This window comes from Leisingera sp. M523 (assembly GCF_025141335.1).
Taxonomy (GTDB): domain Bacteria; phylum Pseudomonadota; class Alphaproteobacteria; order Rhodobacterales; family Rhodobacteraceae; genus Leisingera.
This window is the reverse complement of the sequence record NZ_CP081036.1, coordinates 2,152,906-2,175,763: the sequence shown is the minus strand read 5'-3', so window position 1 is coordinate 2,175,763 and position 22,858 is coordinate 2,152,906. Positions and strand designations below refer to the sequence as shown.

Here is a 22,858-nt window from a genome sequence, read left to right as displayed (position 1 = left end):
TCCTTATTTCCAGCGGGTGAAGGCGGTGTAGCCCCCGTAAAGGGTGTCACTGCGGGCGGTTCCGGAGACATGGCGCAGCCGCAGATCCGGCGCTCCGCTTGCTACGCGGCCTGTTGGCAAATAGGAGCCAAAATCATTCTCCGATATGTTGCCGCCTCCGGCAGACGGGACAAGCGCAATGCCGCCTGTGTAAGTCGTCGGGAAACTCCCTGTCCAAGCAGCCGAGACAGCATTTGTTATTGTGATCGGAATACGGTCCCGCCACATGATCAGGGTGCCGTTGGACATCTTCAAATACTGGCCACTGGGATTGCTTCCATAAACGTCAGGTTCTTTCGCCGCCGAATAGTCATCAAACCAGTCTGAAAAGCCGTTCCCTGAAGTATTGATGATGCGGGTTCGCTTGTGGCCCTGGTCAGGGCCGCTAACAGCGGTCACGGTTTGCGCAAGGTATTCACCCGCTCCACCAATTCCGAGGTTTTCCACCCGCAAAACATAGGCCCCGTTTAGTGCGGGGAAGGGGTTGTCGCCTGTGCTGGCGCTGGCGTGCGCCCCGCCATAGCCGTGATATATGCCGCCCACCACCGCCAGATCTATATTTCCGGACGGCACTGCCACTGACTTGTTGGCACCATAGGCCCCGGACAACAGGAGCCTGCCTGCGGTCTGGTCAAGCGGATCCGACTGCACCGCCGCGCCGCTGGCCGCGCCGTCCTTGAGGCGCAGTTGCCAATCGCCCCCGGCTTTCAGCGCCACCTCGTTGCTGGACGGCCAGCCGAGGCCGGTGTCTTCATCGCCCAGTTTGACCACATCAGTGCTGAATTTGCCCTGTCCGGGGCCGTCCGCAACGGCTTGAAATGTGCCGGCCAGCGCCTGCACGCTGGCCACCACATCATGCGCAAGCGACATAGTGGGGAACAGCGCATAGATCTGCCCGGCCGCCGTTGCGCCCTGGTACACAGGGGTGATTGTCAGGAGCGTGCCGCTGCTGACCGCCAGCACCTCGTAAACCCGCCCGTCCGGGCCGACAAAGCCCCAGCCCGCCTGCGCGCTGCCAAAGAAGCTGGTGCCGGTGCCGGTGACGATTGCGCTGCCGTTCACAACGCTGACTGTTCCTGCCTTTGGCCATGCCATAGGGCTGCTCTCCTTATGTTACCTGGAACACTGTCCATTCGATTTTCGGGTTGTTGAAATAGACGCCGCCCTGGGCCTCCAGATCGATTGCCAGGAACACCCGCTGATCGCTGCCGCTGGCCCAATGCGGGTTCACCAGGGCGGAAGGGTCCTTGCTCCAAGACGCTGCCGGAGCGGGGTTGGCGCCGCCAAATCCATTCCAGCGCGCGCCGGGCTGGATTGATGTATTGAGCGTCCAGAATGTGTTGTTGGGGTCCATGCCGCCCGGTGCAGTGCCGGTGGTGGTGACCGAAGCGGCAGCGGCCAGGGCAAACCGCTGCGCCTGCCAGACGTCCAGTTTGCCGACCCGGATGCCGGTATTCACAAAGGCCCAGCGGGCGCCGTTGCCAACCGCCCCTGAAACCGTGAAGGACCCCTGCGCCAGGACCATAGGCCGGGAAAACACTGCGCCGGCCACTTTCAGCGCGTTGTTCATGAAGTCGATCTTCACGCCTTCAGTCGGGAACCCGTTTTCGTCTTCGGCGTAGTCGAAAGACTTTAGGCTTCCAGCGATCTCAGCATTGCCGATTGAGCCGTCGCGGATCGCCGCCTTGCGTATGTAAACACCTTCGGGAACCAAAATTCCGCCGACCATGGTGTCCTCGGTATAGACCACAAAGGGGCTGCGTTTCTGCGCGCCATCCGACGAGACGATTGCAAACTTTTCCGCCTGAAACGCAATCTCGGATGCGGGTTCTCCCTCGTCATCCAGATCAGACCGCACCACCATGCCCGCCACATGGCCGTTATTGTCGATGCGCAGGGTGTATTCCCCCATCACGCCGTCCACAGTCTGCATGGTCTGCTGAATGCTGGTGCTGTTGCCGCCAACATCCGATTGCAATTGCGTGATCGCCGTGGCCTGGCTGGACACATTCCCTTCGGCATCGCTCACACGGGTGTCCAACTGGCTGAGGGCGGTGGCCTGTCCGGCAGCATTGCCCTCGGCATCATCCAGACGGCTGTCCAGGCTGATGAGGCTCTGGCCGTGGCTGGTGATCACGCCTTCCGCACTTGTGACCCGCGCATCCAGTTGCGATTGCGCCGTGGCCTGGCCGGAAATACCCCCTTCCGCACTATCCAGGCGGGCCTCAAGGCTGATCAGGTTTTGACTGTGGCTGGTGATCGCACCTTCTGCAGTGCTGACACGGGTTGTCAGCGCGCTGGAAGCGGAGGCCTGGGCGGCGATGTCGCCATCCAAGCGGACTTCCAGGGCATCAATGCTGCTGGCCAGTGCCGCATCGCCGCTGGCACGCACCAGCTTTTCCGACTCAATCAGCGCCACGCTGTTTTCAATCGCCACACCAAGGCTTGCCGTGATGGCCGCTGTTGCGCTGCGGTCATCATCCACCCGCGCCCGGATATCCTGAGTTGCATAGGCAATTTGAGTCTTCAGGGCTTCGCGCTGTTCATAAGCCAGCAGCAATTGCTCCAGGGTGGCAACATCCTGAGTGCCAAGCTGATCATGCAGGGTCCGCACGTCGCTCACCGACTGGGTGATTGCCGGGCCGTCCAGGGTGCTGATCTGCACCTCTGCCGTGGACAGGCGGCTTTCGGCAGCGTCAAAATCCGCTTGATCCACCTTCAGGGTGATGGCCTCTTGCGCGGCGTCGATATCCACTTCCGCCGAACTCAGGCGGGCGTCCATCCCGTCCACTTCTGTTTGCGTGGCCTTCAGAGCGATTGCCGCCTCCGCGGCATCCAGATCCGCCTCAACTTGATTGACCCGCACCTGCAGGTCGCCCACGACGGGGATCTGGCTCGGGTCCAGCACCGCATTGGAAATCTGCTGATTAACCCAGGCTTGCGTGGCCGACAGTGTGATAGAGGCTTCGGCGGCGGACAGCCGGATTTCCGCCTCGCTGATCCGTTCCGCTTCCGCAACCACGCCATAGATCCGCACTGTGCCGGTGTCCGGGTCCTGATAAATCCCGGCGTCCGCCATGCGGGCGTCTATTTTGGACAGTTCGGTCAGCATCCACAGCACTTTGTCCCCGATGACCCCCAGCGCTTCGGCGGCATGGAAGCTCTGCACATCGCGGATTTCCAGATCCCGCTTCACCGCGCCTTCCAGCGGCGCGATCTTGTCCAGGACAAGCTGGTCATCCAGCGCGGCAGCGGCGGCAGTGGCATCATCGGAAATTGCCTGCCAGATTTCATCGGCCAGCATGTCCGGCTGCAGCTTGAACGCGGGCGTGGTGACCGGCAGCCAGGCGGTCCACTTGGTGTCCCTGGTCTTTGAGATGGCCTTGCCGCGGGCCTCGTATTCGGTGCCGCCCTGCATCGGTTCCAGGCGGAAGGTGCCCAGCTCCAGATCGGCGGTGCTGGCGCTGAAGCGCTCGTCGTCGCCGTCCTTGACCCGGACCTGGAAAGAAACGCCATCGGCTGTGGCGGCAAGGGATGTATTCCAGACGGCGCGGATACCAACGCCGCGGACAATGCCGTTTGCGTCCTTGATCTCGGTACCGGAGACGCCAAAGCCCGGCACCCCGGCGTCCTGGGTGACGATGGGCGCGGTGACCTGCGGCAGGTCCGGGGTTTCCAGCGCCAGGTCCGGATCAAAATCGCTGTGGTCCCATTCCCGCAGGCTGACAGAGACATTCAGCTTCAGCAGGTCATAGGCCATCTCGGTGATGGTGAAGGTCTTGCCGCTGTAGCCGTACCAGCCGGAGGTGAAACGGGTCTTCAGCAGAGGCCGCAGATTGGAATACTCCGGCGGCAGCGGCAGCCGGTGTGTCCTGAAACGGCGGTTTTCCTTCAGCAGCGCATTGCCGATCTGGCGCGCTTGCGGGGTGTTGAACACCATCGGCAGCTTCAGATCGAACACACGCTCGCCGCCGTCTTCCGCTTCCCATTCCGGCCGGGTCAGCGTGACCGGCGCAGACGGGTTCCAAAGCGCATTCGGGGACGGGTGGGTGATTGTGACGGCGTTGAACGCCTTTTCCAGACCGGGAAAAGGGTCATGCTTCCAGCCTTCAGAAACCAGCAAATCGTCTTCGGTCAGATCGGCCGCATAGGTGTCAACTGATCCCACCAGCGGATACCAATAGCCGCCCAGCTCGACAATCTCGGCATTTGCGGCGGCAAAGATCTCCTCAAGGAAATCGGCCGGCGGTTCTTCAAAGCGGATCTCCATGCCGCCGCGGAACTGAGGCCGGTTGTTGCTGCCCACGCCCAGATCGCAGGCGTCCAGTGCGGCCGCCCATTCGGTGTAAGGCATGTCCCCGGCCGGAAAGCCGCCGCCCCAGACAGAACCGCAGGGCAGGGTGATGCCGCGCATGACGGTATAGGCCATGGCCATCAGGTTCTCGGTGGGCTGCCAGGTCGATTGATCGTCCCAGCGCTGAGGCCCGTTGCCCCCGGCGGTGCTGTCCTGGCGCACATCATAAAAGCCCGGTCCGTTCAGCTCAAAGCGGACCTGCGGCCTGCCGTTCGGATACTGCTTGTCGCTGCGGTAGAAGGTCAGAACCGCATAGTTAGGCAAGCTGATCCACCGCCGGAATACCCTCAATAAGCGCCAGCCAGTTATAGATCGTGCGTGGGCTGGCGTTGAACTCAGCCGCAATTGTTGCCACAGCCTGAACGTGGGCTGTTCCGCTGCCGTGCAGCAGCTCAACTTTCTGGATTGCATCCAGCCGTGCCGCAGCCTCGTCTTTGGCCTTCTGGGACAGCTTTTCATAGGTCACCCATGCGGTTGTCCGGTCAGGGCGCTCTACTGGCGCGGCGGCTTCCTGCATCGCCAGTTTTTCACGGGCGGCAGACGGCAGCACCGACCAATGAAACAGCAGCCCGCCACCGCGCCCCGGCCTGCGTTGCAACGCTGCCGGGTTGTTTTTCCAGCCCCAGCGCTCTGCAAAAGCGTTCACTCCGCGCACGCTGCCCGGCAATCCCGGCAGCTTGGCCTCGGCAAGCTCCGCTGCCGTCCACCATTCCTTTTCGGGTGTGATGCCGCTGTCCATCAGCCGGCCTCCCGGTTGTGGGCTTGAAACATCAAAACTTCAGAGGCGGGCGTGTCACTTTCTTCGGCCTCCTGCAGAAGCTCCAGCAGCTCATCGCGGAATTTCTCCGCAAATTGCGTCCGTGCAGCTTTGGAACCGCGCAGCCAGGCGTCGGTGATCTTGGCGGCCTGCTGGTCCGTGGTGGATTGCACCGCCGCTCCGGGGGCTTTCTTACGGTCCAGAACCTCCTTGGCGGATTTGGCTTCACCAGTGCCCAGTGCCGCGCAGATCGCACTGCGGTCTGTCTGTTCGCCGCATTTGGCGATGTGTTCCAGGTCCTTGAATTGCACCTTGTTCGGTGCGTCCCGCAGTTGGGCGATTTCCTCTTTGGATAGCTTTTCCCCGACGCTGATTAGGCGCTGCATTGTCTTCTGAGATTTTCCAAATGTTTCAGCGGCGTTGGCGCTAAATGATGCAAGCGACATTTTGTCGTTTGCATCCCAGCGGCCGTGCGCGCCAGCTTTGCCTTGCGCTGTCTCGGGGTTTTCCCGCTCATACAGCTCTTTGTGCGCAGCCAGAAATACGGCCATATCCAACGGTGTCAGCGGGGCGCCGGCCACATTGGCGTCCACCTCAATGCGGATGGCCTGGTCGTTGGTGCATTCGCTGACCTTGACCGGCACTTCTTCCAGTCCGGCTTCCTTGGCGGCGGTCAGGCGGTGCAACCCGTCCATCAGCCGGTAACCGTCCTTGACCCTGCGCACCAGCAGCGGCTGCAGGATGCTGCCTACCTCATGGATGGACGAAACAATGCTGGCAACCGCCGTGGGGGAGGCCGTGCGTAGGCGTTCTTCCACTTGGATATCGGCAACCGGAAGGGTTTGAATTTTCTGCCAATTTGGAGGGGTCATTGGGGATGCTCCACTTTGATTGAATTCAGGGGTTTCAATAGATGGCTTGCCGTTCTTTGCGGCATGGCCGGCGGTTTCAACGCGTAGGCGGGGTTTGAAACTGCCCGTCAGGATCTGCGCACCGGGCATCAGTGCTTGCTAGCCAGGAAGTCGTTGAAATCGTCCAGGGCGCCGTCACCGGCCAGGCTGGCGACTAGATCCGCCACCCTGCGCTGTGTTTCGGCCAGGGCTTCAACTGCTGCGTCCACTTCTGCGGCACGTTCGCCGACCGTTTTCCAGCGGCGGGTCTGAGCCATCCTGTGACGGCTTGCAGCGATAACCAGGCGTTCGCGCTGCTCTGCATAATCAGCCGCTGCGGCCCGGAGTTCAGTGATCCGTTCTGAAACTGATTTCTTCTTAAAAACATCGTTGCCGGTCATCTCAAAAGGCTCCAAACAAGAACAGGAAGGGCAGGGCGAAGGCGCAGATGCCCCCAATAAAGTCGTCGAAAAGGTCCGAAGGACTTGGCCACACAGCGCGGAACTCTTGGCCCCAGGCCGTCCAAAATGGGACGGCGCTGGGACCCGCTCCGGCGAGTGGTAAGCGGGAAAAAAAAGGCCCCGGCAGCGCATCCCCATGGCTGCCGGGAAGTTGAGCCAGGCCGCTGCTAGCAGGCGCGCGGGACTGGCTGCACAGGTGTTGTTTCTGAATGCTGGTCACTGGCCTGCCTCCCTCCTGACGGAGAGAGGGGGCAGATCATCAGCAGATAAACTGCGACGATCTCGCTTGGGGCCGTGCATTTCCTCGTCGTAACTACCTGTTTCTTTAAGGTGTGGGACGACGTCGTCACCTGCATTCGCTACCCGATACCCCAAGGTGTACAGAACCGTCCTGACAGTCAGGGTATTCGGGTTGGGAACCTGTCCGTCCTTCAGTCTGCGAATTTGCTTCCCAGAGAGGCCGCAAGACCTGGCAAAGCTTTCGCAAGAAACCGTGGTGAAACCCCGGTTCATCTGGTCAAGCTCTTTGCGGAGAAGCCCTGCGAACTGCTGTCCGCTCAAGTGGTGAATTATTGTTTCTGGTGCCATCGGGTCCTCCGTTAGATCAAACGGTAGCCTTAAAAGACCAGTGCAACAACCCTAAAAGACCAGCAACATGCCATAAAGGGTCTTAAGATTATCGCAAAAGGTGGCGGCTTATCCCTTTTTGTTGGATGCATGAACTTAAAAGTCCGCTTGCTGGACTTTTATTTCCGTTTGCTGGACAAATAATTCCGTGTAAGGTTCGCGCATGAGCAAACCTGGCAAGAACAATTCAGACTCAAAGAGTGAGGGGGTCGAGGCGTGGAGGAAGCGCCTGCGTCAAGCCCTGGATGACCGTAACCTTGACTATGATAAGGTGTCGTTGGAGAGCGATAGCGGAGCTGAGTATGTAAGCCGGGTGCTGTCAGGCCGCTTTAATCCGACAGTCGGTAAGCTTATGAAAATATGCGAAGTTGCAAACATTGATATGGCTTGGTTGTTTTCTGACGACCCTTCATCCGAGAGCCAGTCCGTGGTTGAGAAGGCTGCAGACCTCTCAGAAAATGATGCCGAGCTAGTCAGCCGACTCATCAAGAGCGCGCGCCCGCGCTGATTTAATCCTATCCATTGCTTGTTCGAACAGCCGGGTTCCTTCGCCCGGCTTTTCTTTGTTTGCTTGCTCCACTTCATGAACAATCCTTTGCAGCGTTTCGGCGGTGATCCCGTCTTCGTTCATCTGGTTGCCTATCGAGGTGAAGTATCACTTGTGATACTTCACGCATTGCGGTAATCATGTGTCACATTACATACTAAGCGTGTGCATCCAATATGATTAGTGATATAGCGGGCGTCCATTTACGGTCGCTGGATAACATTTCTGAGTGCGGTTTTTCGCTGGGCGTTGGCTTCGACGGTGCAAATATTGCTTTTTTAAAGTCGACCTACTCGAGAGAATGGCAGGAGCGGTACGTCGCGCAAAGATACCTCGACCTAGACCCGACAATAAAATTCGGGGTCGCTGGAACCGGTTCTATTACTTGGGAAGAACTGAGGGTGCGCTATCCAGAAAGCGAGAGGTTCTTTGATGACGCCGCCAGGCACGGCCTTATACAGGGAAACACCCTTTCAATTCATGTTGACGGGCAAGTGTCGATAGTGAGCAGCAGCGGACCCAAGTGGACCGACGCTGAGCGGCGGCTCGCGAAGGCAGCCTTGTACACCCTCTACTCACTGCATCACGAACAAACCCGGCATTATTCCATATCACGGCAGGCGCAGGATGTTCTTCGCCTCATGTGTGCGGGGTTTAAAGATCAGGAAATTGCCGAAAGGCTCGGGGTAAAGCTGGAAACTGTTCGCCAGCGCCGCAGAGGGGCTATGCAGGCAGTTGAGGCTACCTCCACCGCGCAGTTGATATCACTAGTGATAAAATTCGGGCTTATCTAAAGGCCAAGGATTCCATTCAAAATGGGCTCTTTGAACATGGCGCTGCAACTAGGAGAGCGCCATGCAACTACACGTTTTTACATTCGAACAACTGCCTTCCTTCGACGCAGTACATCTAGGGTTCCTCGCCCTCAGAAAACTAAAGCTGGTGGACGAACTGGGTTGGGGCCTAACCCATGATGGCAGTTTTGAGCAGGATCAGTATGACCGGGCTGGTGCTGTCTATTCCATCGTAACGCTGGGGGGCAGGGTGATTGCCGGCGCCCGGGCTGCGTCTTGTGGAGGCAGCGATGGGTATTGGGCGTACATGCTAAAAGACGCCAGAGACGGCAAGATCCAGGGTATTCCTGGGGGATTGCTTGCTGACTACCCGGAAACGAGCCAGACATGGGAGTGCACGCGCTTTGTTATGGATGAATCTCACGCTAATCAGGCGCACCCGTCCATCGAAACGAAGCTCGTCGTGGCGGGGCTTTGCCAGGCTACGTTCAACTTTGGAGCATCCGAATTGATGTCTCTATCACCACCAGGACTTGGTCCACTGCTTCGGCGTTTCGGCTATAAGGTGCGGAGAGAGACGGCACGCTACATTTGCGAGGATGACGGGCGGGAGTACCGGCCCTTTCGGATGCAGTGTGATCCCGGAGTAAATCAAGCCCTGGCAGCGAACTATCTTTCGCCCAGTTCTGCGTCCTGGTTGCGTCGCGACCTGATGGGGGCAGCGTAGCGCAATATTGGCATTCTCAAGGTGCGGCTGCTAAGCCTTGCTCCCGTCGCGCCCTGCGGTGACCTTTCTGCTTTGCAAACCCGGTGACATTTCTGAATGGTGTTTACATGCTTTGTCAATTGTTGCACCCGCCCGCCATAGTTAAGCGGGCAGGTGCTCCTCAAATAGCCAACGCAACAATAGATACTATGAGCGTAGCGAGAGCGATATATACTGCCATCCACTGAGGGTCTGTTGGCAATCATGCCTCCTGTTGTAGGCCTTAGCTGACAAATGAGCACGTATCTTGTAAGCTATTTGTAGCTTCGGCTGTGGGTCTGCCGTCAAAACTTGCACGGTTCCGGCAGGCCCACTTTATCAAGAAGCCTGATAATTTACAAACAGTTACAAGTTGCCCTTGGGGTTGTTTTGATCCCCTGTGAAACCCATCATTGGTTGTGCAGTGTAAAGATTTGACGCATATTTTGCCATCTTGTATACTTGATTGAACCAAAGTGAAGGGTGCAAAAACTATGGATCAGAAAGTAGCGGGGCAACTAATCAGGAGGCTTCGCGAATCGGCCGACCTCACACACGAAGATTTGGCGGAAAGGAGCGGAGTTTCGCGCCAAACAATTTCTAGAGCGGAGCGAGGGGGGAGGGTTCGGCAGGGTACGCTAATGAAGATAGTAGAAGCCGTTGGCACTGGTGACGGCAACTCGATGCAAAAAGAGTTCTATAATCGCGCACTAATATCTCTCGATTTGGCTGACGTTCATGCCCCGCCTGAGTGGGACAGTCCATCGGTAACAGACGTTGAGGCCCAAGATCTGATGTACAAGAGCGTGAAATACTTAACTGAACTTTCAAACAGATCGAAGGCAGAGCTAAGCAAGGCAGACCGTTCACTACTAGTGGAGTTGAAAACCCTGTCAGCGGTGACTGGCGCACGCATTGGCGATTTGCTCTCCGATTAGCAAAACACTCAATAGCTGGACGCAGGCGCCGCTTGGGCGTGGTGCTATAAACATTACAGTGAACATAAGCGCGCTAATGGCGCCGTCGACGGGCGGTGCCAGAGTGAACATAAACGCCCTTATCGTTTGAAGCCTGGGCTCAGAGCAGGTTTGTAGCTCTGACCCCTTTGCTTCCATCGACAAGGCATGGTGCTTTGCGTGTGTAGCATGGTGCAATCGGTGCTCAGCGGCCGTCCAATGACGGGCGTTCGAAGGACAGCAAAGTGGTACGAAGCTGCCCCTTTTCTGCATTAGTACTCGTAAGCACGCCAGCACTCATTCAAGAAAGCAGATTGCCTGTCGCTTGCGATGTGGGGAATCTGCTTTAAAGCCTATGTCGAAGAAAACACGCCCGTATATCAATGTGTTAACACGGGAGATTAACCATTCATTAACCTACCCCAGGTAGTACTTCCTCAGGAAAATTAGGGAGACTAACTGTGACGGCTGGATTGAATTTGACAGGTGCCAACGCAGATGACTTGTTCATTGGAGGTGAGGGTGATGATACGCTGACTGGCAAGGGCGGCTCTGACACGCTGGAAGGGGGCGGCGGAGCAGATTCACTGACCGGCAATAGCGGAGATGATTTCCTAACCGGCGGCGCCGGCCACGACACTCTGTATGGCAACAGTAACAACGACTTTCTGACCGGCGGGCTCGGCAATGACTATCTGCATGGGGGTAACCACAACGACACCCTAATAGGCGGTAAAGGCCTTGACACGTTGATTGGCGGCAGCGGCGATGACCTTATCATTCATAACTTTGCAGATGATGACTCGGTTTTGAATGACAGTATCAATGGTGTCCTGGGGATCAACACGCTGCAGCTTGAGGGCAATGGAGCGGCAATTACCATTGGCACCGGCGCGATCATCAAGAACATTGATTACATAGACACTGCAAATGACATTCTCTTTGTTCAGGTTGGCGGGACGTATGATTTTACCGGCATGGCATTCAAAGACGGGGCAGCAGATGCTACCGGCCGGATCCAGGTCAAAGGCAGCGGGATCACGGAGGTTTCAGGCACCAGCAATGAGGATGAAATCTCAGGGGATGCAACAAATTCCGGCCGGGACATTTTCTTTGGCGGCGACGGGGATGACACGCTGAAAGGGTACGACGGTGCCGACACGCTGGATGGCGGCCACGGTAATGACTGGATAGAAGGCGGGATCGGCGCAGATTCGCTGGTCGGCGGCGTCGATAATGATACGCTTATTGGCGGTGAAGGGGGAGATACCCTGACAGGAGACTACGGAGAGGATTCTCTGACGGGCGGGCTCGGCGATGACTATCTGCATGGCGGTAACCACAACGACATCCTGGAAGGCGGTGCAGGTGTTGATACGCTGATTGGCGGCAGTGGCAACGACACAATCATTCACAGAACTCAAGAAAATGCAGTTTTAAATGACAGTATCGATGGCGTTTTGGGGACCAATACCCTGCTGTTTGACAATGGAGGGGGGCCGGCAATTACCATTGGCACCGGCGCGATCATCAAGAACATTGATTACATAGACACCGCAAATGACATTCTCTTTGTTCAGGGTGGCGGGACGTATGATTTTACCGGCATGGCATTCAAAGACGGGGCAGCAGATGCTACCGGCCGGATCCAGGTCAAAGGCAGCGGGATCACGGAGGTTTCAGGCACCAGCAATGAGGATGAAATCTCAGGGGATGCAACAAATTCCGGCCGGGACATTTTCTTTGGCGGCGACGGGGATGACACGCTGAAAGGGTACGACGGTGCCGACACGCTGGATGGCGGCCACGGTAATGACTGGATAGAAGGCGGGATCGGCGCAGATTCGCTGGTCGGCGGCGTCGATAATGATACGCTTATTGGCGGTGAAGGGGGAGATACCCTGACAGGAGACAGCGGTGAGGATTCTCTGACGGGAGGGCTCGGCAATGACAGCCTGCATGGCGGAAGCAGTAATGATAAACTGGAAGGGGGCAATGGCGAGGACACGCTCGAGGGCGGCGACGGCGAAGACACTCTGGAAGGAGGTGTTGGCCGCGACACGCTGGAAGGTGGGTACGGCGCTGACACATTTGTGTTCGAGGCTAGTTACGGCCAGGACGTCATTGCCGACTTTGAGGGAAGCAGAGACATCCTTGATCTTGAGAGCTTTGGTTTCGCAGACGAGGCCGCCGCCCTGGACTTCGCTGAGGAAAGCGGCGTTGATGTCGTTTTTGACTTTGGGAACGGCGACACCCTGACGGTCCTAAACATCAGTATTGCAACGCTAGAGGGTAACATTCTGTTCTGATCAAATTCAGACCGAAGCCCCGCGCGGGGCTTCGGGGCCACTCAGCAAAGCCGATATGCGTTGCTACTTTTCTGCCGTCGCCGCTCGGCCGAGGTGCCGCGAACGAGCGGAGGCGCTTCCTTGCCCAAAGCGGTCGCCCAGAGCTGTCTAGGCTGCGTATGCAGCGAACGACAGCAATGTCCCGCCAGCACACCTGAAATCGTTTCCTAGTTCAGAGAGCTTCTGACGGGGGAAGAAATACTTACCCTTTTGATTTTATGCCGGTAATCCCATTCTGGGAAGCGATAGGCTGGACCGACACCCTAGTTCCAAGTTCGGCGGATCAAACGGGCTGCCTGAAAGTTAACATAAGTGGCATTATCGCCCTTGTGAGGGCTTGTTTTCCCTTATTCTACAAGGTCTGGGGCAGGGGAGAGAGTTTGCAACGGGAAGTGTCCCAAAATCTGCTGAGCGCGCTGTAGGGGCTATTTTTTCGGGTACTGAAGGACAAACGCCCCAAGCCACTTTCCAGGTTTAGACCTTCCTGAATACCCTTTTTTATATGGCTCTATCCGGGTTCTTCCGGCTTTGTCCGGCCTCTTCCGGTTACTGCAATATCAAGTGTCTCCTAACACTGTTTGTAGCGGGACACTTCGCGTTGCAGTGCGGGACACTTCCCGTTGCAGCAACTCATTTTCGCGAATTCCCTGATTTTTAGGCGCAAAACCGGGGTTTAGCCAGCCCGGATTTGCGCCGGTCCTGCGTTTCGGCGCCGGAATTTTGGGACACTTCGCATTGCAGTACGGGACACTTCCCGTTGCAATACCCGGCAATCCGCCGCCCAAACCGTAAAAAAACGCCGGGCGGCAGAGGGTTTTAAAGGGTGTTTAAGGGGTGTTTTAGGGAAGGCACGGGACCTTGCCGCCGTTCGCAGCAGGTGCAGCCCAGGCGGAACCGTGTGGCGGCAATGCGCAGGAAGCGGAATTTGCAAAGTCGCCGGATCTGTGGGCAGTACCGGAGACTCACGCTGCATGGGCACTAGAAAAAGCCGCCCTACGCCGCAGGTCCCGTCGCGTGACATCGTCGAACCGGAACGATGCGGACGGACCCAACATTGGTTCAGTTCGGCTAAGCGAAAGTACTTCCATGAGACGCCTTGCAAGCAGGCAAAACACAGGTCAGGCTGTCAAGATACTTATTAGTGGTGCAATGGAGACAAAATGGCGCGAGAAAGTTACGCAGCAGTTCTGCTTACCCAAGGGGAGCATCGCTTCTACCAGCTCGCTATGCCGAGCGATGTTCTTGGTGAATGCACCTTTGTTACTACCCGCGACACCGATCCTGAGGCGGGTTTCCAGAGACTACTAGACAAAAAACGGGCAACAGAAATTGCAAACTACATCGACTCGGGACATGGAACGATCCCCACATCTGTCATCCTGTCGGCACAGGAAGTTTGCCACTTGGAGTACGACTCACGAAACAAGACAATTAGCTTCGAAATTTTGCCTAGCTCGTTTCTGATATTAGATGGCCAGCATAGGGTGTATGGGTTTAAAATATCCGATACGAAGATCCGTGTCCCAGTGATTATATACGACGGGTTGAACCGTCGTGATGAATCTCGTTTGTTTATTGACATAAACTCAAAACAACGAGGCGTCCCATCTGAGCTACTACTTGATATCAAAAATCAAGCGGAGTACGAAAACTCAGAAGAGCAGTTGTTCCGCGAGGTTTTTGACCTTATGTCGACCGATCCCACTAGCCCACTTTTCGGCCGACTCTCGCCTTCAAAGCGTGCAAAGAGCAAAATATCAAGAGTAACCTTCAATGCGGCACTCAAAAGTATCTACCCCGCGTTGTCCTCAAGAACACCCGTAGAAATTCAGGAAATTCTCTCCGACTATATCGCGAGTGTACGAGACCAAATAATTCGCAACGGAGGAGATGAAGAAGTGATTATGAACAGCGTCACATTCAGGGCGCTCACGTCCTTTTTTATCCAAGCCGCGCGACGGGTTAAAGATCGGTTTGGACCAGACTATAGCGTTGACAATTTTAACGAGGTCCTGATGCCGCTCTTCGATAGTATTCAATTGGCCAAACTCTCCGGCACATCTCAGGCAAAAATCATTGATTACTTGGATAAACACTTCAAGGGTGAGTTCCAACTTTGAAGCAGATAGATCTCGATCTTCTCAGGGCTATTTGGCACCCCCTAAGCTATGTGGAAGATGAAAACTGCGCGCAAAGTCTAAAAGTTTGGCTTTCTGAAGGGAACTTCTACCTTAACAACGCGGCACCTAATTTATCTCTGTTCTGCTTGGATACCAATGAGCTTAAGAAGTGCTTGTCACTGGACGCGTTTCGTTTTTCCTCCCACGCGGCTCAAACGGTTTATGAGATGGAGAAAACATCTGCGTATGAAAAACTAACCTCCTGGCGGGTCATCCAAACCTACTACGCAGCCTTCTATGCCGCCCACGCTGCTTTGAGGTTTTTTGGGCAGTCGTTCTCACATCTAGAAAATGGTCACATCAACTTTCTTCGTGGGAGATGCCAAAGTGAAGCAGGGTACACCCCTAGCCTTCAATCTTCCTACTATTTAATTGAAATAGAGCCGAACACTAGGAACGTGAGCTTCGCAAGGCATGGAGAAAGCCACAAAGACCTATGGAAATGCTTCCTTGCTCTTATTACGAATTTGGAAAAAGAGGTGCTATCACTACGGGCCTCACAGGAGCGACGTGAAGATCTGTCTGCGCATTTCCTGGATTTAAAGGTTGCGCTAACTAATAGGGGGCAGTTTTCAGCGGGAAACTGGCTTTCCGCAGTTCGCAATCAAGTGAACTATAAGTCTTTGGAGGGGGTGTGGTTCCCATTCTCGAAATCGACTCCATCGTTTGAAAGCTTGTTGGGAAAAGTACGGGACTGGAGGTCTGGTGCGGTTAACTTAGGCCGACCAAGTTTGGAAAAAAACGAACTTGAGAGATTTTTTACAACAGCCCTTTCGGTAGTCGATTTTGGGATTTCTCTATCGCTTGATTATCAAAGTTTGGTCGTGCGCCGAGGTCGTAGATCAAGTGGTTTCTCTCGCCTAGTAAACTCGTCCGTAGCCGCTTAACTAGCAGCATTGGTGCTACGTTACTACGGTCAAGTTTCTCCCATAGCCAGATAGAGGCCCTGAGTGAAATGGCTCTTCATACCTTATCGGGGGTGCGAAATTGGCGCCATCATCAGATCAAAATTTACGGCTTTTCTGTGTCAGCGTCCTGTGCTTCTGTACTCTTCGTGCTTGCGGCAGCATTCGGAGCAGTCCGCCAGGCCGTCTGAGCGTCCGCTTCCGGGAATTTGGCCCCAGACCTTCGCACCTGCGGCGAAACCAGCGCCGGGCCTGGCATGACCGGCAGCTTTGGGCTGCAACCGGCCCCGGCCTCCCGTTACCGGGAGGCGGGTTGTTTCAGCTTTCAGCCGCAGGGGCGGCCATGGCGGCATCAAAAGCAGCCCGCACATCAAACGCGGCCAGATCCGCATCGCTGAGTGCGGCGATCTGCGTTTCCACGACTTCCTCCGCATCAAAGCAGCTCTGCACATGGGCCGCGACGGCAGCGGTGATCTGCTCCAGGTCCGCGCGCGTCAGCTTGATCCAGCCATCCGGGGCCTTCCAGGAGAACGGCTCGCTTTTGATGCCCAGTTGCAGAGCAAACAGCGCCTCAGTGAGGTCTTCGCGGGTTGTGCGGTCGGTGCGGGCGTGGAACCCGCTGGGCAGCGTGATGCCGCCGTTTTGGATCTGCCACCGGGTTCCGGCCAGATCGGACAGGAGCGCCGCGCGGGCCGCCGCTGCGACCTGCTCCGCTGTGGTGATTTTCAGGGAGAACGTCATGCTTCAACCTCGCCGGTCTGGGGTTTGCGGACAATCGGGTCAGGCACGGGGCCGCTGGCGACGGTGAACGTCGGCGGAACAGCAGGCTGGTCCGGCTCTGCGGTTACCTTGAAAAAGAACCACCGCAGCTGAACATGCAGCTCCCCATTGATCCGCTCGATGCGCCCTATGAACGGATGGTTTTCGCCTTCTGGTTCTGCAAAGCCGCCATCGGGCACATCGGACAGATCAAAGGACACGCCGCCCACAGTGATCACATCGCCGCTCACTCTGGCGCTGGTTTCAGATTGGCCAGGAGTACCGGCCACACAGATGCAGGTTATTTTCATGATGATCCCCTTATTCAAAACGGCCAATTGCGATCAGACTGACGGCGCCCGCCACACGCGCACCGCTGGTGTTCCAGTGATTGAAAGCGACGTTTAAGGTTGTGGGTGGCCGAGCCGACACGAAGGTGGCATCCGAGTTTGTCCGGCCCCCGCCGACCACAACAAGCCCGGTGGCAGTTGTGAACGCTGCCGGGAAGTCCCAGGTGCTGTCCGCCGTTGTTGTGCTGGGCGCAACAGTATGAGTGCAGATCTGCGTGCCATCGGGGAAGCGCACATACTCGCCATTAGGGCCGCTGCCACGATCCGGATCCATCCGCCGCCAAGCCTCGAAGGAGACCGGACCCGCCCCGTCCTGAACGCGGATCCACATCTCGCCGTTGTTGCCGAACGCAATCTGAACCATGCCACCGGCAGCGCTGCTGGGGATCCGGTTCAGATGCATCACCACGCCCGCGGTGCTGGGCGCATCGGTGTGCGTGCTGGCATACCGGTAAAGGCCGGTGACAGTGATCGCCGAAAGCTCTGTGCCCGCAGCCGAGTTTGCCGATCCATTGGCGGCATCGTGCCCCCAGCCGAAAGCGCCGGCAGTCAACAGCTTTCCAATTGCCGCATCGAGCCAATGGGCCTGCACCGCCGCGCCGCTGGCCACACCTTCCTTGAGGCGCAGTTGCCAATCGCCCCCGGCTTTCAGCGCCACCTCATTGCTGGACGGCCAGCCGAGGCCGGTGTCTTCATCGCCCAGCTTGACCACATCGGTGCTGAACTTGCCCTGTCCGGGGCCGTCCGCAACGGCTTGAAACGTGCCGGTCAGCGCCTGCACGCTGGCCACCACATCATGCGCGAGCGACATAGTGGGGAACAGCGCATAGATCTGCCCGGCCGCCGTTGCGCCCTGGTACACAGGGGTGATTGTCAGGAGCGTGCCGCTGCTGACCGCCAGCACCTCATAGACCCGCCCGTCCGGGCCGACAAAGCCCCAGCCCGCCTGCGCGCTGCCAAAGAAGCTGGTGCCGGTGCCGGTGACGATTGCGCTGCCGTTCACAACGCTGACTGTTCCTGCCTTTGGCCATGCCATAGGGCTGCTCTCCTTATGTTACCTGGAACACTGTCCATTCGATTTTCGGGTTGTTGAAATAGACGCCGCCCTGGGCCTCCAGATCGATTGCCAGGAACACCCGCTGATCGCTGCCGCTGGCCCAATGCGGATCCACCAGGGCAGAAGGGTCCTTGCTCCAAGACGCTGCCGGATCGGGGTTGGCGCCGCCAAAGCCATTCCAGCGCGCGCCGGGCTGGATCGATGTGTTGAGGGTCCAGAATGTGTTGTTGGGGTCCATGCCGCCCGGTGCGGTGCCGGTGGTGGTGACCGATGCGGCAGCGGCCAGGGCAAACCGCTGTGCCTGCCAGACGTCCAGTTTGCCAACCCGGATGCCGGTATTCACAAAGGCCCAGTGGGCGCCATTGCCAACGGCCCCCGAAACCGTGAACGAGCCTTGCGCCAGGACCATGGGCCGGGACAGAACCATCCCCGCCGCCTTGATCTGCCCGGTGTCAAAGTTGATCTTTATTCCAGCGGTCGGAATGCCGTTGGCATCCTGCGCGTAGTCATCGCTCTTGATCACGTTTGCGATTTCAGCCCGCCCGATGGATGCCGCCCCAAGTGAGACGTTCTCCATATAGACGTTCGCTGGATACACCCGGCCATTGATCGTGCGGTCCTCGGTATAGACCACAAAGGGGCTGCGCTTCTGCGCGCCATCCTGCGAGACGATTGCGAATTTATCCGCCTGAAACGCAATCTCGGATGCGGGTTCTCCCTCGTCATCCAGATCAGACCGCACCACCATGCCCGCCACATGGCCGTTATTGTCGATGCGCAGGGTGTATTCCCCCATCACGCCATCCACAGTCTGCATGGTCTGCTGAATGCTGGTGCTGTTGCCGCCAACATCGGATTGCAATTGCGTGATCGCCGTGGCCTGGCTGGACACATTCCCTTCGGCACCAGTCACACGGGTGTCCAACTGGCTGAGGGCGGTGGCCTGCCCGGCAGCATTGCCCTCCGCATCATCCAGACGGCTGCCTAGGCTGATGAGGCTCTGGCTGTGACTGGTGATTACGCCTTCTGCACTTGTGACCCGCGCATCCAGTTGCGATTGCGCCGTGGCCTGGCCGGAAATACCCCCTTCCGCACTATCCAGGCGGGCCTCAAGGCTGATCAGGTTTTGACTGTGGCTGGTGATCGCACCTTCTGCAGTGCTGACACGGGTTGTCAGCGCGCTGGAAGCGGAGGCCTGGGCGGCGATGTCGCCATCCAAGCGGACTTCCAGGGCATCAATGCTGCTGGCCAGTGCCGCATCGCCGCTGGCACGCACCAGCTTTTCCGACTCAATCAGCGCCACGCTGTTTTCAATCGCCACACCAAGGCTTGCCGTGATGGCCGCTGTTGCGCTGCGGTCATCATCCACCCGCGCCCGGATATCCTGAGTTGCATAGGCAATTTGAGTCTTCAGGGCTTCGCGCTGTTCATAAGCCAGCAGCAATTGCTCCAGGGTGGCAACATCCTGAGTGCCAAGCTGATCATGCAGGGTCCGCACGTCGCTCACCGACTGGGTGATTGCCGGGCCGTCCAGGGTGCTGATCTGCACCTCTGCCGTGGACAGGCGGCTTTCGGCAGCGTCAAAATCCGCTTGATCCACCTTCAGGGTGATGGCCTCTTGCGCGGCGTCGATATCCACTTCCGCCGAACTCAGGCGGGCGTCCATCCCGTCCACTTCTGTTTGCGTGGCCTTCAGAGCGATTGCCGCCTCCGCGGCATCCAGATCCGCCTCAACTTGATTGACCCGCACCTGCAGGTCGCCCACGACGGGGATCTGGCTCGGGTCCAGCACCGCATTGGAAATCTGCTGATTAACCCAGGCTTGCGTGGCCGACAGTGTGATAGAGGCTTCGGCGGCGGACAGCCGGATTTCCGCCTCGCTGATCCGTTCCGCTTCCGCAACCACGCCATAGATCCGCACTGTGCCGGTGTCCGGGTCCTGATAAATCCCGGCGTCCGCCATGCGGGCGTCTATTTTGGACAGTTCGGTCAGCATCCACAGCACTTTGTCCCCGATGACCCCCAGCGCTTCGGCGGCATGGAAGCTCTGCACATCGCGGATTTCCAGATCCCGCTTCACCGCGCCTTCCAGCGGCGCGATCTTGTCCAGGACAAGCTGGTCATCCAGCGCGGCGGCGGCGGCATTGGCATCATCGGAAATTGCCTGCCAGGTCTTCTCGGCCAGCATGTCCGGCTGCAGCTTGAACGCGGGCGTGGTGACCGGCAGCCAGGCGGTCCACTTGGTGTCTCTGGTCTTTGAGATTGCCTTGGCGCGGGCCTCGTATTCGGTGCTGCCCTGCATCGGCTCTAGGCGGAAGGTGCCCAGCTCCAGATCGGCGGTGCTGGCGCTGAAGCGCTCGTCGTCGCCGTCCTTGACCCGGACCTGGAAAGAAACGCCGTCCGCTGTGAAGGCAAGAGATGTATTCCAAACGACGCGGATACCAACGCCGCGAACAACGCCGTTTGCGTCCTTGATTTCGATGCCGGAGACGCCAAAGCCCGGCACCCCAGCGTCCTGGGTGACGATGGGCGCAGTGACCTGCGGGGCGTCCGGGGTTTCAAGCGCCAGATCCGGATCAAAATCGCTGTGGTCCCATTCCCGCAGGCTGACAGAGACATTCAGCTTCAGCAGGTCATAGGCCATCTCGGTGATGGTGAAGGTCTTGCCGTTGTAGCCGTACCACTCAGAAGTGAAACGGGTCTTCAGCAGGGGGCGCAGGTTTGAATAATCAGGCGGCAGCGGCAGCCGGTGTGTCCTGAAACGGCGGTTCTCCTTCAGCAGCGCGTTGCCGATCTGGCGCGCTTGCGGGGTGTTGAACACCATCGGCAGCTTCAGATCGAAGACACGCTCGCCGCCGTCTTCCGCTTCCCATTCCGGCCGGGTCAGGGTGATCGGGGCGGATGGGTTCCACAGTGCGTTCGGGGACGGGTGCGTGATGGTGACGGCGTTGAACGCCTTTTCCAGTCCGGGAAAAGGGTCATGCTTCCAGCCTTCAGAGACCAGCAGATCGTCTTCGGTCAGGTCGGCCGCGTAAGTGTCGGCAGATCCCACCAGCGGATACCAATAGCCGCCCAGTTCAACAATCTCGGCATTTGCGGCGGCAAAGATCTCCTCAAGGAAATCGGCCGGCGGTTCTTCAAAGCGGATCTCCATGCCGCCGCGGAACTGAGGCCGGTTGTTGCCGCCCACGCCCAGATCGCAGGCGTCCAATGCGGCCGCCCATTCGGTGTAAGGCATGTCCCCGGCCGGAAAGCCGCCGCCCCAGACAGAACCGCAGGGCAGGGTGATGCCGCGCATGACGGTATAGGCCATGACCATCAGGTTTTCGGAGGGCTGCCAGGTGGTTTGATCATCCCAGCGCTGGGGTCCGTTGCCCCCGGCGGTGCTGTCCTGGCGCACGTCATAAAAGCCCGGTCCGTTCAGCTCAAAGCGGACCTGCGGCCTGCCGTTCGGATACAGTTTGTCGCTGCGGTAGAAGGTCAGAACCGCATAGTTGAGGCCGGTCAGGATATGGTCATTTGTCCAGGGCCGGTCCGGGTCCGCGCCGTACAGCGCCACCAGGCGCGGATCTGCCGCCAGTTGGCTGCCGTCATAAAACCGGATCCAGCCGTATCCCCAGCCGTCATCCGCGACTTTGTTCAGGATCTGGTAGCCGACGTTCGGGTCCCAGTCGGTGCCGATCTCCGAGTATTCGCCGTCGATGATCAGGCGGCGCAGGCTGGCACCGGGGAGGTCGCCCAGCTCAATTACATGGGTCAGATAAACCCGGTTGCCGCCGTGGCTGTTCTGATAGACCAGATGGCCCGCCGTGGCGAAGCGGCCAACAACCGAGCCTTGCGGATCTGTCCCGCCGGTCGTGGTCGCCGAAGTCTGAATGCCGGGGCGGCGCTGTTTGCGCTGCTGGAACTTCTTCAGCAGCAGCGAAATGCCGGTGGAAACCAGCGTCCGCAGCGCAAAGGCCGCGATTGCATTGGCGGCAACATATGCCTTGAAGGCGGTGCCAAGTGCCACCAGGACAGCCCCGACCGAGGCGGCTTCGGCGGGCTGGCTCAGCACCAGCAGGAACAGAAGGGCGTAGGACAGCAGCTTCATGGGCGGAACACCCGTTCCGCCCGGTCAAGGTGCAGGTAGTCCAGCCCTTTGAAGCCCAGAACATGGATCTGCGGGCCGCCGATGATCCCCAGCGCCGTGTGGCCGCCCTCGCTGACAGCCGCAATGTCGCCCGGCCGGGAACCGCCCCAGCCGTCGATTTCCGCCAAATGGGCCGCGGCCAGGTCGTCCAGATCCCGGTAGCCGGCGCTCTTCAGCATGGCGCGGCCTTCATCAAGGCTGCGGTATTTCCCGCGCCAGGCGCTGGCCGGATCAACGCCCGTGCAGGCCTTCACCCAGCCTGCCGCAAAGAATGCGCAGTCGAATTGCGACGGCTTCAGCACGCGCTTGGCGACCCGGATGCCGCTCAGATAATCCAGCAGGAGTTCCGCCCGGTTTTGCATCAGGTTCCCCATGGCACCGGCCATTCACCGGCCACATCGCTGTATTCGCGGCCCCGGTCGTCGGCGTTGCGGCGCCGCAGTTCGGCGTTTGAACGCTTCAGGGGCAGGCCCTGGGTCAGCTTGCGGGCGGGCGATACCAGGACAAGCTGGGTGAAACTGGGTCTGCCCTTGCCGCCCAGCTCCTCCGGCGCCTCGTTTAAAACGCCCTTAAACATGCGTTTAACGGGGGGCATCAGATTGCCGGTGTCCAGGTCGAAGACAGCGGAATGGATCTGCACTTCGGCGTGGCGGGGGTCATACTGCTGCAGGAGCTGTTTCACCTCGTCCAGCATCGGCGGCAGCTTGACCCGGTACTGCCGCACCTGGAACCCCGGCGCCGCGATGATCGGGGGCACATCGATCACGGCACCCGCGCCGTAGTAGGTGCGGACCTCGCCGTCGATCAGGAATTCCTGATGATCGTCGCCGGTCCAGAACCCCAGGGTTTCCGGGGCGCCGGTGGTGCGGTTCCTGGCCTGAAACCACAAAAGGACGCGGGCGTCGGTGCCGCGGCGTTCTGCGAGCTGCTGCTGTGCTTGTGCGGAATAGCTCATGG

At 58.3% G+C, this 22,858-nt stretch carries 19 protein-coding genes and 1 pseudogene; 8 read left to right on the top strand and 12 right to left on the bottom strand.

Annotated elements, in window-relative coordinates; genetic code table 11:
- Window positions 1–3: 3 nt before the first annotated feature.
- The 5 genes from K3557_RS10710 to K3557_RS10690 all read right to left on the bottom strand — a co-directional run bounded on the left by K3557_RS10710 (window position 4) and on the right by K3557_RS10690 (window position 6,441).
- Window positions 4–1,134 carry a hypothetical protein gene (locus K3557_RS10710; protein ID WP_259993817.1) on the bottom strand — a complete coding sequence of 377 codons (1,131 nt, stop codon included), beginning with the start codon at window positions 1,132–1,134 and terminating at the stop codon, window positions 4–6.
- A gap of 13 nt (window positions 1,135–1,147) precedes the next feature.
- Window positions 1,148–4,657, bottom strand: a complete 3,510-nt coding sequence (locus K3557_RS10705) for a DUF1983 domain-containing protein (RefSeq protein ID WP_259993815.1) — start codon at window positions 4,655–4,657, stop codon at window positions 1,148–1,150.
- Entirely contained in the window at window positions 4,650–5,132 is a 483-nt protein-coding gene (locus K3557_RS10700; protein WP_259993814.1) for a DNA-binding protein, read from the bottom strand. The genes K3557_RS10705 and K3557_RS10700 overlap by 8 nt, the downstream gene beginning before the upstream one ends.
- Entirely contained in the window at window positions 5,132–6,022 is an 891-nt protein-coding gene (locus K3557_RS10695) for a ParB/RepB/Spo0J family partition protein (RefSeq protein ID WP_259993812.1), read from the bottom strand. Before K3557_RS10695 ends, K3557_RS10700 begins: the two co-directional genes overlap by 1 nt.
- 128 nt (window positions 6,023–6,150) lie before the next feature.
- The gene (locus tag K3557_RS10690; RefSeq protein ID WP_259993811.1) at window positions 6,151–6,441 is read right to left on the bottom strand and encodes a hypothetical protein; all 291 of its coding nucleotides are present in this window, start codon (window positions 6,439–6,441) and stop codon (window positions 6,151–6,153) included.
- Between the two features lie 850 nt (window positions 6,442–7,291).
- On the opposite strand from K3557_RS10690, the gene K3557_RS10685 reads away from it, so the two are divergent.
- On the top strand, window positions 7,292–7,636 hold the full coding sequence (locus K3557_RS10685) for a helix-turn-helix domain-containing protein (protein WP_129370535.1): 345 nt from the start codon (window positions 7,292–7,294) through the stop codon (window positions 7,634–7,636).
- On the opposite strand, the gene K3557_RS10680 is transcribed toward K3557_RS10685, so the two are convergent.
- Window positions 7,598–7,759 carry a hypothetical protein gene (locus K3557_RS10680; protein ID WP_259999712.1) on the bottom strand — a complete coding sequence of 54 codons (162 nt, stop codon included), beginning with the start codon at window positions 7,757–7,759 and terminating at the stop codon, window positions 7,598–7,600. The two genes, K3557_RS10685 and K3557_RS10680, sit on opposite strands and share 39 nt — an antisense overlap.
- A 92-nt stretch (window positions 7,760–7,851) precedes the next feature.
- Here K3557_RS10680 and K3557_RS10675 point away from each other — a divergent pair, with 92 nt between their 5' ends.
- The 7 genes and pseudogenes from K3557_RS10675 to K3557_RS10650 all read left to right on the top strand — a co-directional run bounded on the left by K3557_RS10675 (window position 7,852) and on the right by K3557_RS10650 (window position 15,585).
- Window positions 7,852–8,469, top strand: coding sequence for an autoinducer binding domain-containing protein (locus tag K3557_RS10675; protein ID WP_259993809.1), 618 nt, complete (start codon window positions 7,852–7,854; stop codon window positions 8,467–8,469).
- Window positions 8,470–8,530: 61 nt separating this feature from the next.
- Complete coding sequence (locus K3557_RS10670; RefSeq protein ID WP_259993807.1) at window positions 8,531–9,196, top strand: acyl-homoserine-lactone synthase; 666 nt, start codon at window positions 8,531–8,533, stop codon at window positions 9,194–9,196.
- 512 nt (window positions 9,197–9,708) lie between these two features.
- A pseudogene (locus K3557_RS20595) lies at window positions 9,709–9,828 on the top strand (helix-turn-helix transcriptional regulator); the annotation flags it as partial.
- Window positions 9,829–9,855: 27 nt separating this feature from the next.
- The gene (locus K3557_RS10665; RefSeq protein ID WP_259993806.1) at window positions 9,856–10,152 is read left to right on the top strand and encodes a hypothetical protein; all 297 of its coding nucleotides are present in this window, start codon (window positions 9,856–9,858) and stop codon (window positions 10,150–10,152) included.
- Window positions 10,153–10,631: 479 nt separating this feature from the next.
- Window positions 10,632–12,479, top strand: coding sequence for a calcium-binding protein (locus tag K3557_RS10660; protein WP_259993804.1), 1,848 nt, complete (start codon window positions 10,632–10,634; stop codon window positions 12,477–12,479).
- Between the two features lie 1,199 nt (window positions 12,480–13,678).
- Entirely contained in the window at window positions 13,679–14,638 is a 960-nt protein-coding gene (locus K3557_RS10655; protein ID WP_259993802.1) for a DGQHR domain-containing protein, read from the top strand.
- Window positions 14,635–15,585 (top strand): hypothetical protein, encoded by a 951-nt coding sequence (locus K3557_RS10650; protein ID WP_259993801.1) that lies wholly within the window; start codon window positions 14,635–14,637, stop codon window positions 15,583–15,585. The genes K3557_RS10655 and K3557_RS10650 overlap by 4 nt, the downstream gene beginning before the upstream one ends.
- Before the next feature lie 336 nt (window positions 15,586–15,921).
- Here the strand turns inward: K3557_RS10650 and K3557_RS10645 are convergent, their stop codons facing one another.
- The 6 genes from K3557_RS10645 to K3557_RS10620 are packed head-to-tail and all read right to left on the bottom strand — an operon-like array spanning window position 15,922 to window position 22,856.
- Window positions 15,922–16,344 (bottom strand): DUF4376 domain-containing protein, encoded by a 423-nt coding sequence (locus K3557_RS10645; protein ID WP_259993799.1) that lies wholly within the window; start codon window positions 16,342–16,344, stop codon window positions 15,922–15,924.
- Window positions 16,341–16,673, bottom strand: a complete 333-nt coding sequence (locus K3557_RS10640; RefSeq protein ID WP_259993797.1) for a hypothetical protein — start codon at window positions 16,671–16,673, stop codon at window positions 16,341–16,343. The genes K3557_RS10645 and K3557_RS10640 overlap by 4 nt, the downstream gene beginning before the upstream one ends.
- A 10-nt stretch (window positions 16,674–16,683) precedes the next feature.
- Complete coding sequence (locus K3557_RS10635; RefSeq protein WP_259993796.1) at window positions 16,684–17,748, bottom strand: hypothetical protein; 1,065 nt, start codon at window positions 17,746–17,748, stop codon at window positions 16,684–16,686.
- 13 nt (window positions 17,749–17,761) lie between these two features.
- Window positions 17,762–21,862 carry a DUF1983 domain-containing protein gene (locus tag K3557_RS10630; RefSeq protein WP_259993795.1) on the bottom strand — a complete coding sequence of 1,367 codons (4,101 nt, stop codon included), beginning with the start codon at window positions 21,860–21,862 and terminating at the stop codon, window positions 17,762–17,764.
- Entirely contained in the window at window positions 21,859–22,275 is a 417-nt protein-coding gene (locus K3557_RS10625; protein WP_259993794.1) for a DUF6950 family protein, read from the bottom strand. The genes K3557_RS10630 and K3557_RS10625 overlap by 4 nt, the downstream gene beginning before the upstream one ends.
- Window positions 22,263–22,856, bottom strand: a complete 594-nt coding sequence (locus K3557_RS10620; protein WP_259993793.1) for a hypothetical protein — start codon at window positions 22,854–22,856, stop codon at window positions 22,263–22,265. The genes K3557_RS10625 and K3557_RS10620 overlap by 13 nt, the downstream gene beginning before the upstream one ends.
- Window positions 22,857–22,858: the final 2 nt, after the last annotated feature.

Excerpts from the sequence above, each read along its gene's own strand:
- K3557_RS10710 (WP_259993817.1), bottom strand. The coding sequence starts at position 1,134 with ATGGCATGGCCAAAGGCAGGAACAGTCAGCGTTGTGAACGGCAGCGCA.
- K3557_RS10700 (WP_259993814.1), bottom strand. The coding sequence starts at position 5,132 with ATGGACAGCGGCATCACACCCGAAAAGGAATGGTGGACGGCAGCGGAG.
- K3557_RS10695 (WP_259993812.1), bottom strand. The coding sequence starts at position 6,022 with ATGACCCCTCCAAATTGGCAGAAAATTCAAACCCTTCCGGTTGCCGAT.
- K3557_RS10690 (WP_259993811.1), bottom strand. The coding sequence starts at position 6,441 with ATGACCGGCAACGATGTTTTTAAGAAGAAATCAGTTTCAGAACGGATC.
- K3557_RS10685 (WP_129370535.1), top strand. The coding sequence starts at position 7,292 with ATGAGCAAACCTGGCAAGAACAATTCAGACTCAAAGAGTGAGGGGGTC.
- K3557_RS10680 (WP_259999712.1), bottom strand. The coding sequence starts at position 7,759 with ATGAACGAAGACGGGATCACCGCCGAAACGCTGCAAAGGATTGTTCAT.
- K3557_RS10675 (WP_259993809.1), top strand. The coding sequence starts at position 7,852 with ATGATTAGTGATATAGCGGGCGTCCATTTACGGTCGCTGGATAACATT.
- K3557_RS10670 (WP_259993807.1), top strand. The coding sequence starts at position 8,531 with ATGCAACTACACGTTTTTACATTCGAACAACTGCCTTCCTTCGACGCA.
- K3557_RS10665 (WP_259993806.1), top strand. The coding sequence starts at position 9,856 with ATGAAGATAGTAGAAGCCGTTGGCACTGGTGACGGCAACTCGATGCAA.
- K3557_RS10655 (WP_259993802.1), top strand. The coding sequence starts at position 13,679 with ATGGCGCGAGAAAGTTACGCAGCAGTTCTGCTTACCCAAGGGGAGCAT.
- K3557_RS10645 (WP_259993799.1), bottom strand. The coding sequence starts at position 16,344 with ATGACGTTCTCCCTGAAAATCACCACAGCGGAGCAGGTCGCAGCGGCG.
- K3557_RS10640 (WP_259993797.1), bottom strand. The coding sequence starts at position 16,673 with ATGAAAATAACCTGCATCTGTGTGGCCGGTACTCCTGGCCAATCTGAA.
- K3557_RS10635 (WP_259993796.1), bottom strand. The coding sequence starts at position 17,748 with ATGGCATGGCCAAAGGCAGGAACAGTCAGCGTTGTGAACGGCAGCGCA.
- K3557_RS10630 (WP_259993795.1), bottom strand. The coding sequence starts at position 21,862 with ATGAAGCTGCTGTCCTACGCCCTTCTGTTCCTGCTGGTGCTGAGCCAG.
- K3557_RS10625 (WP_259993794.1), bottom strand. The coding sequence starts at position 22,275 with ATGGGGAACCTGATGCAAAACCGGGCGGAACTCCTGCTGGATTATCTG.
- K3557_RS10620 (WP_259993793.1), bottom strand. The coding sequence starts at position 22,856 with ATGAGCTATTCCGCACAAGCACAGCAGCAGCTCGCAGAACGCCGCGGC.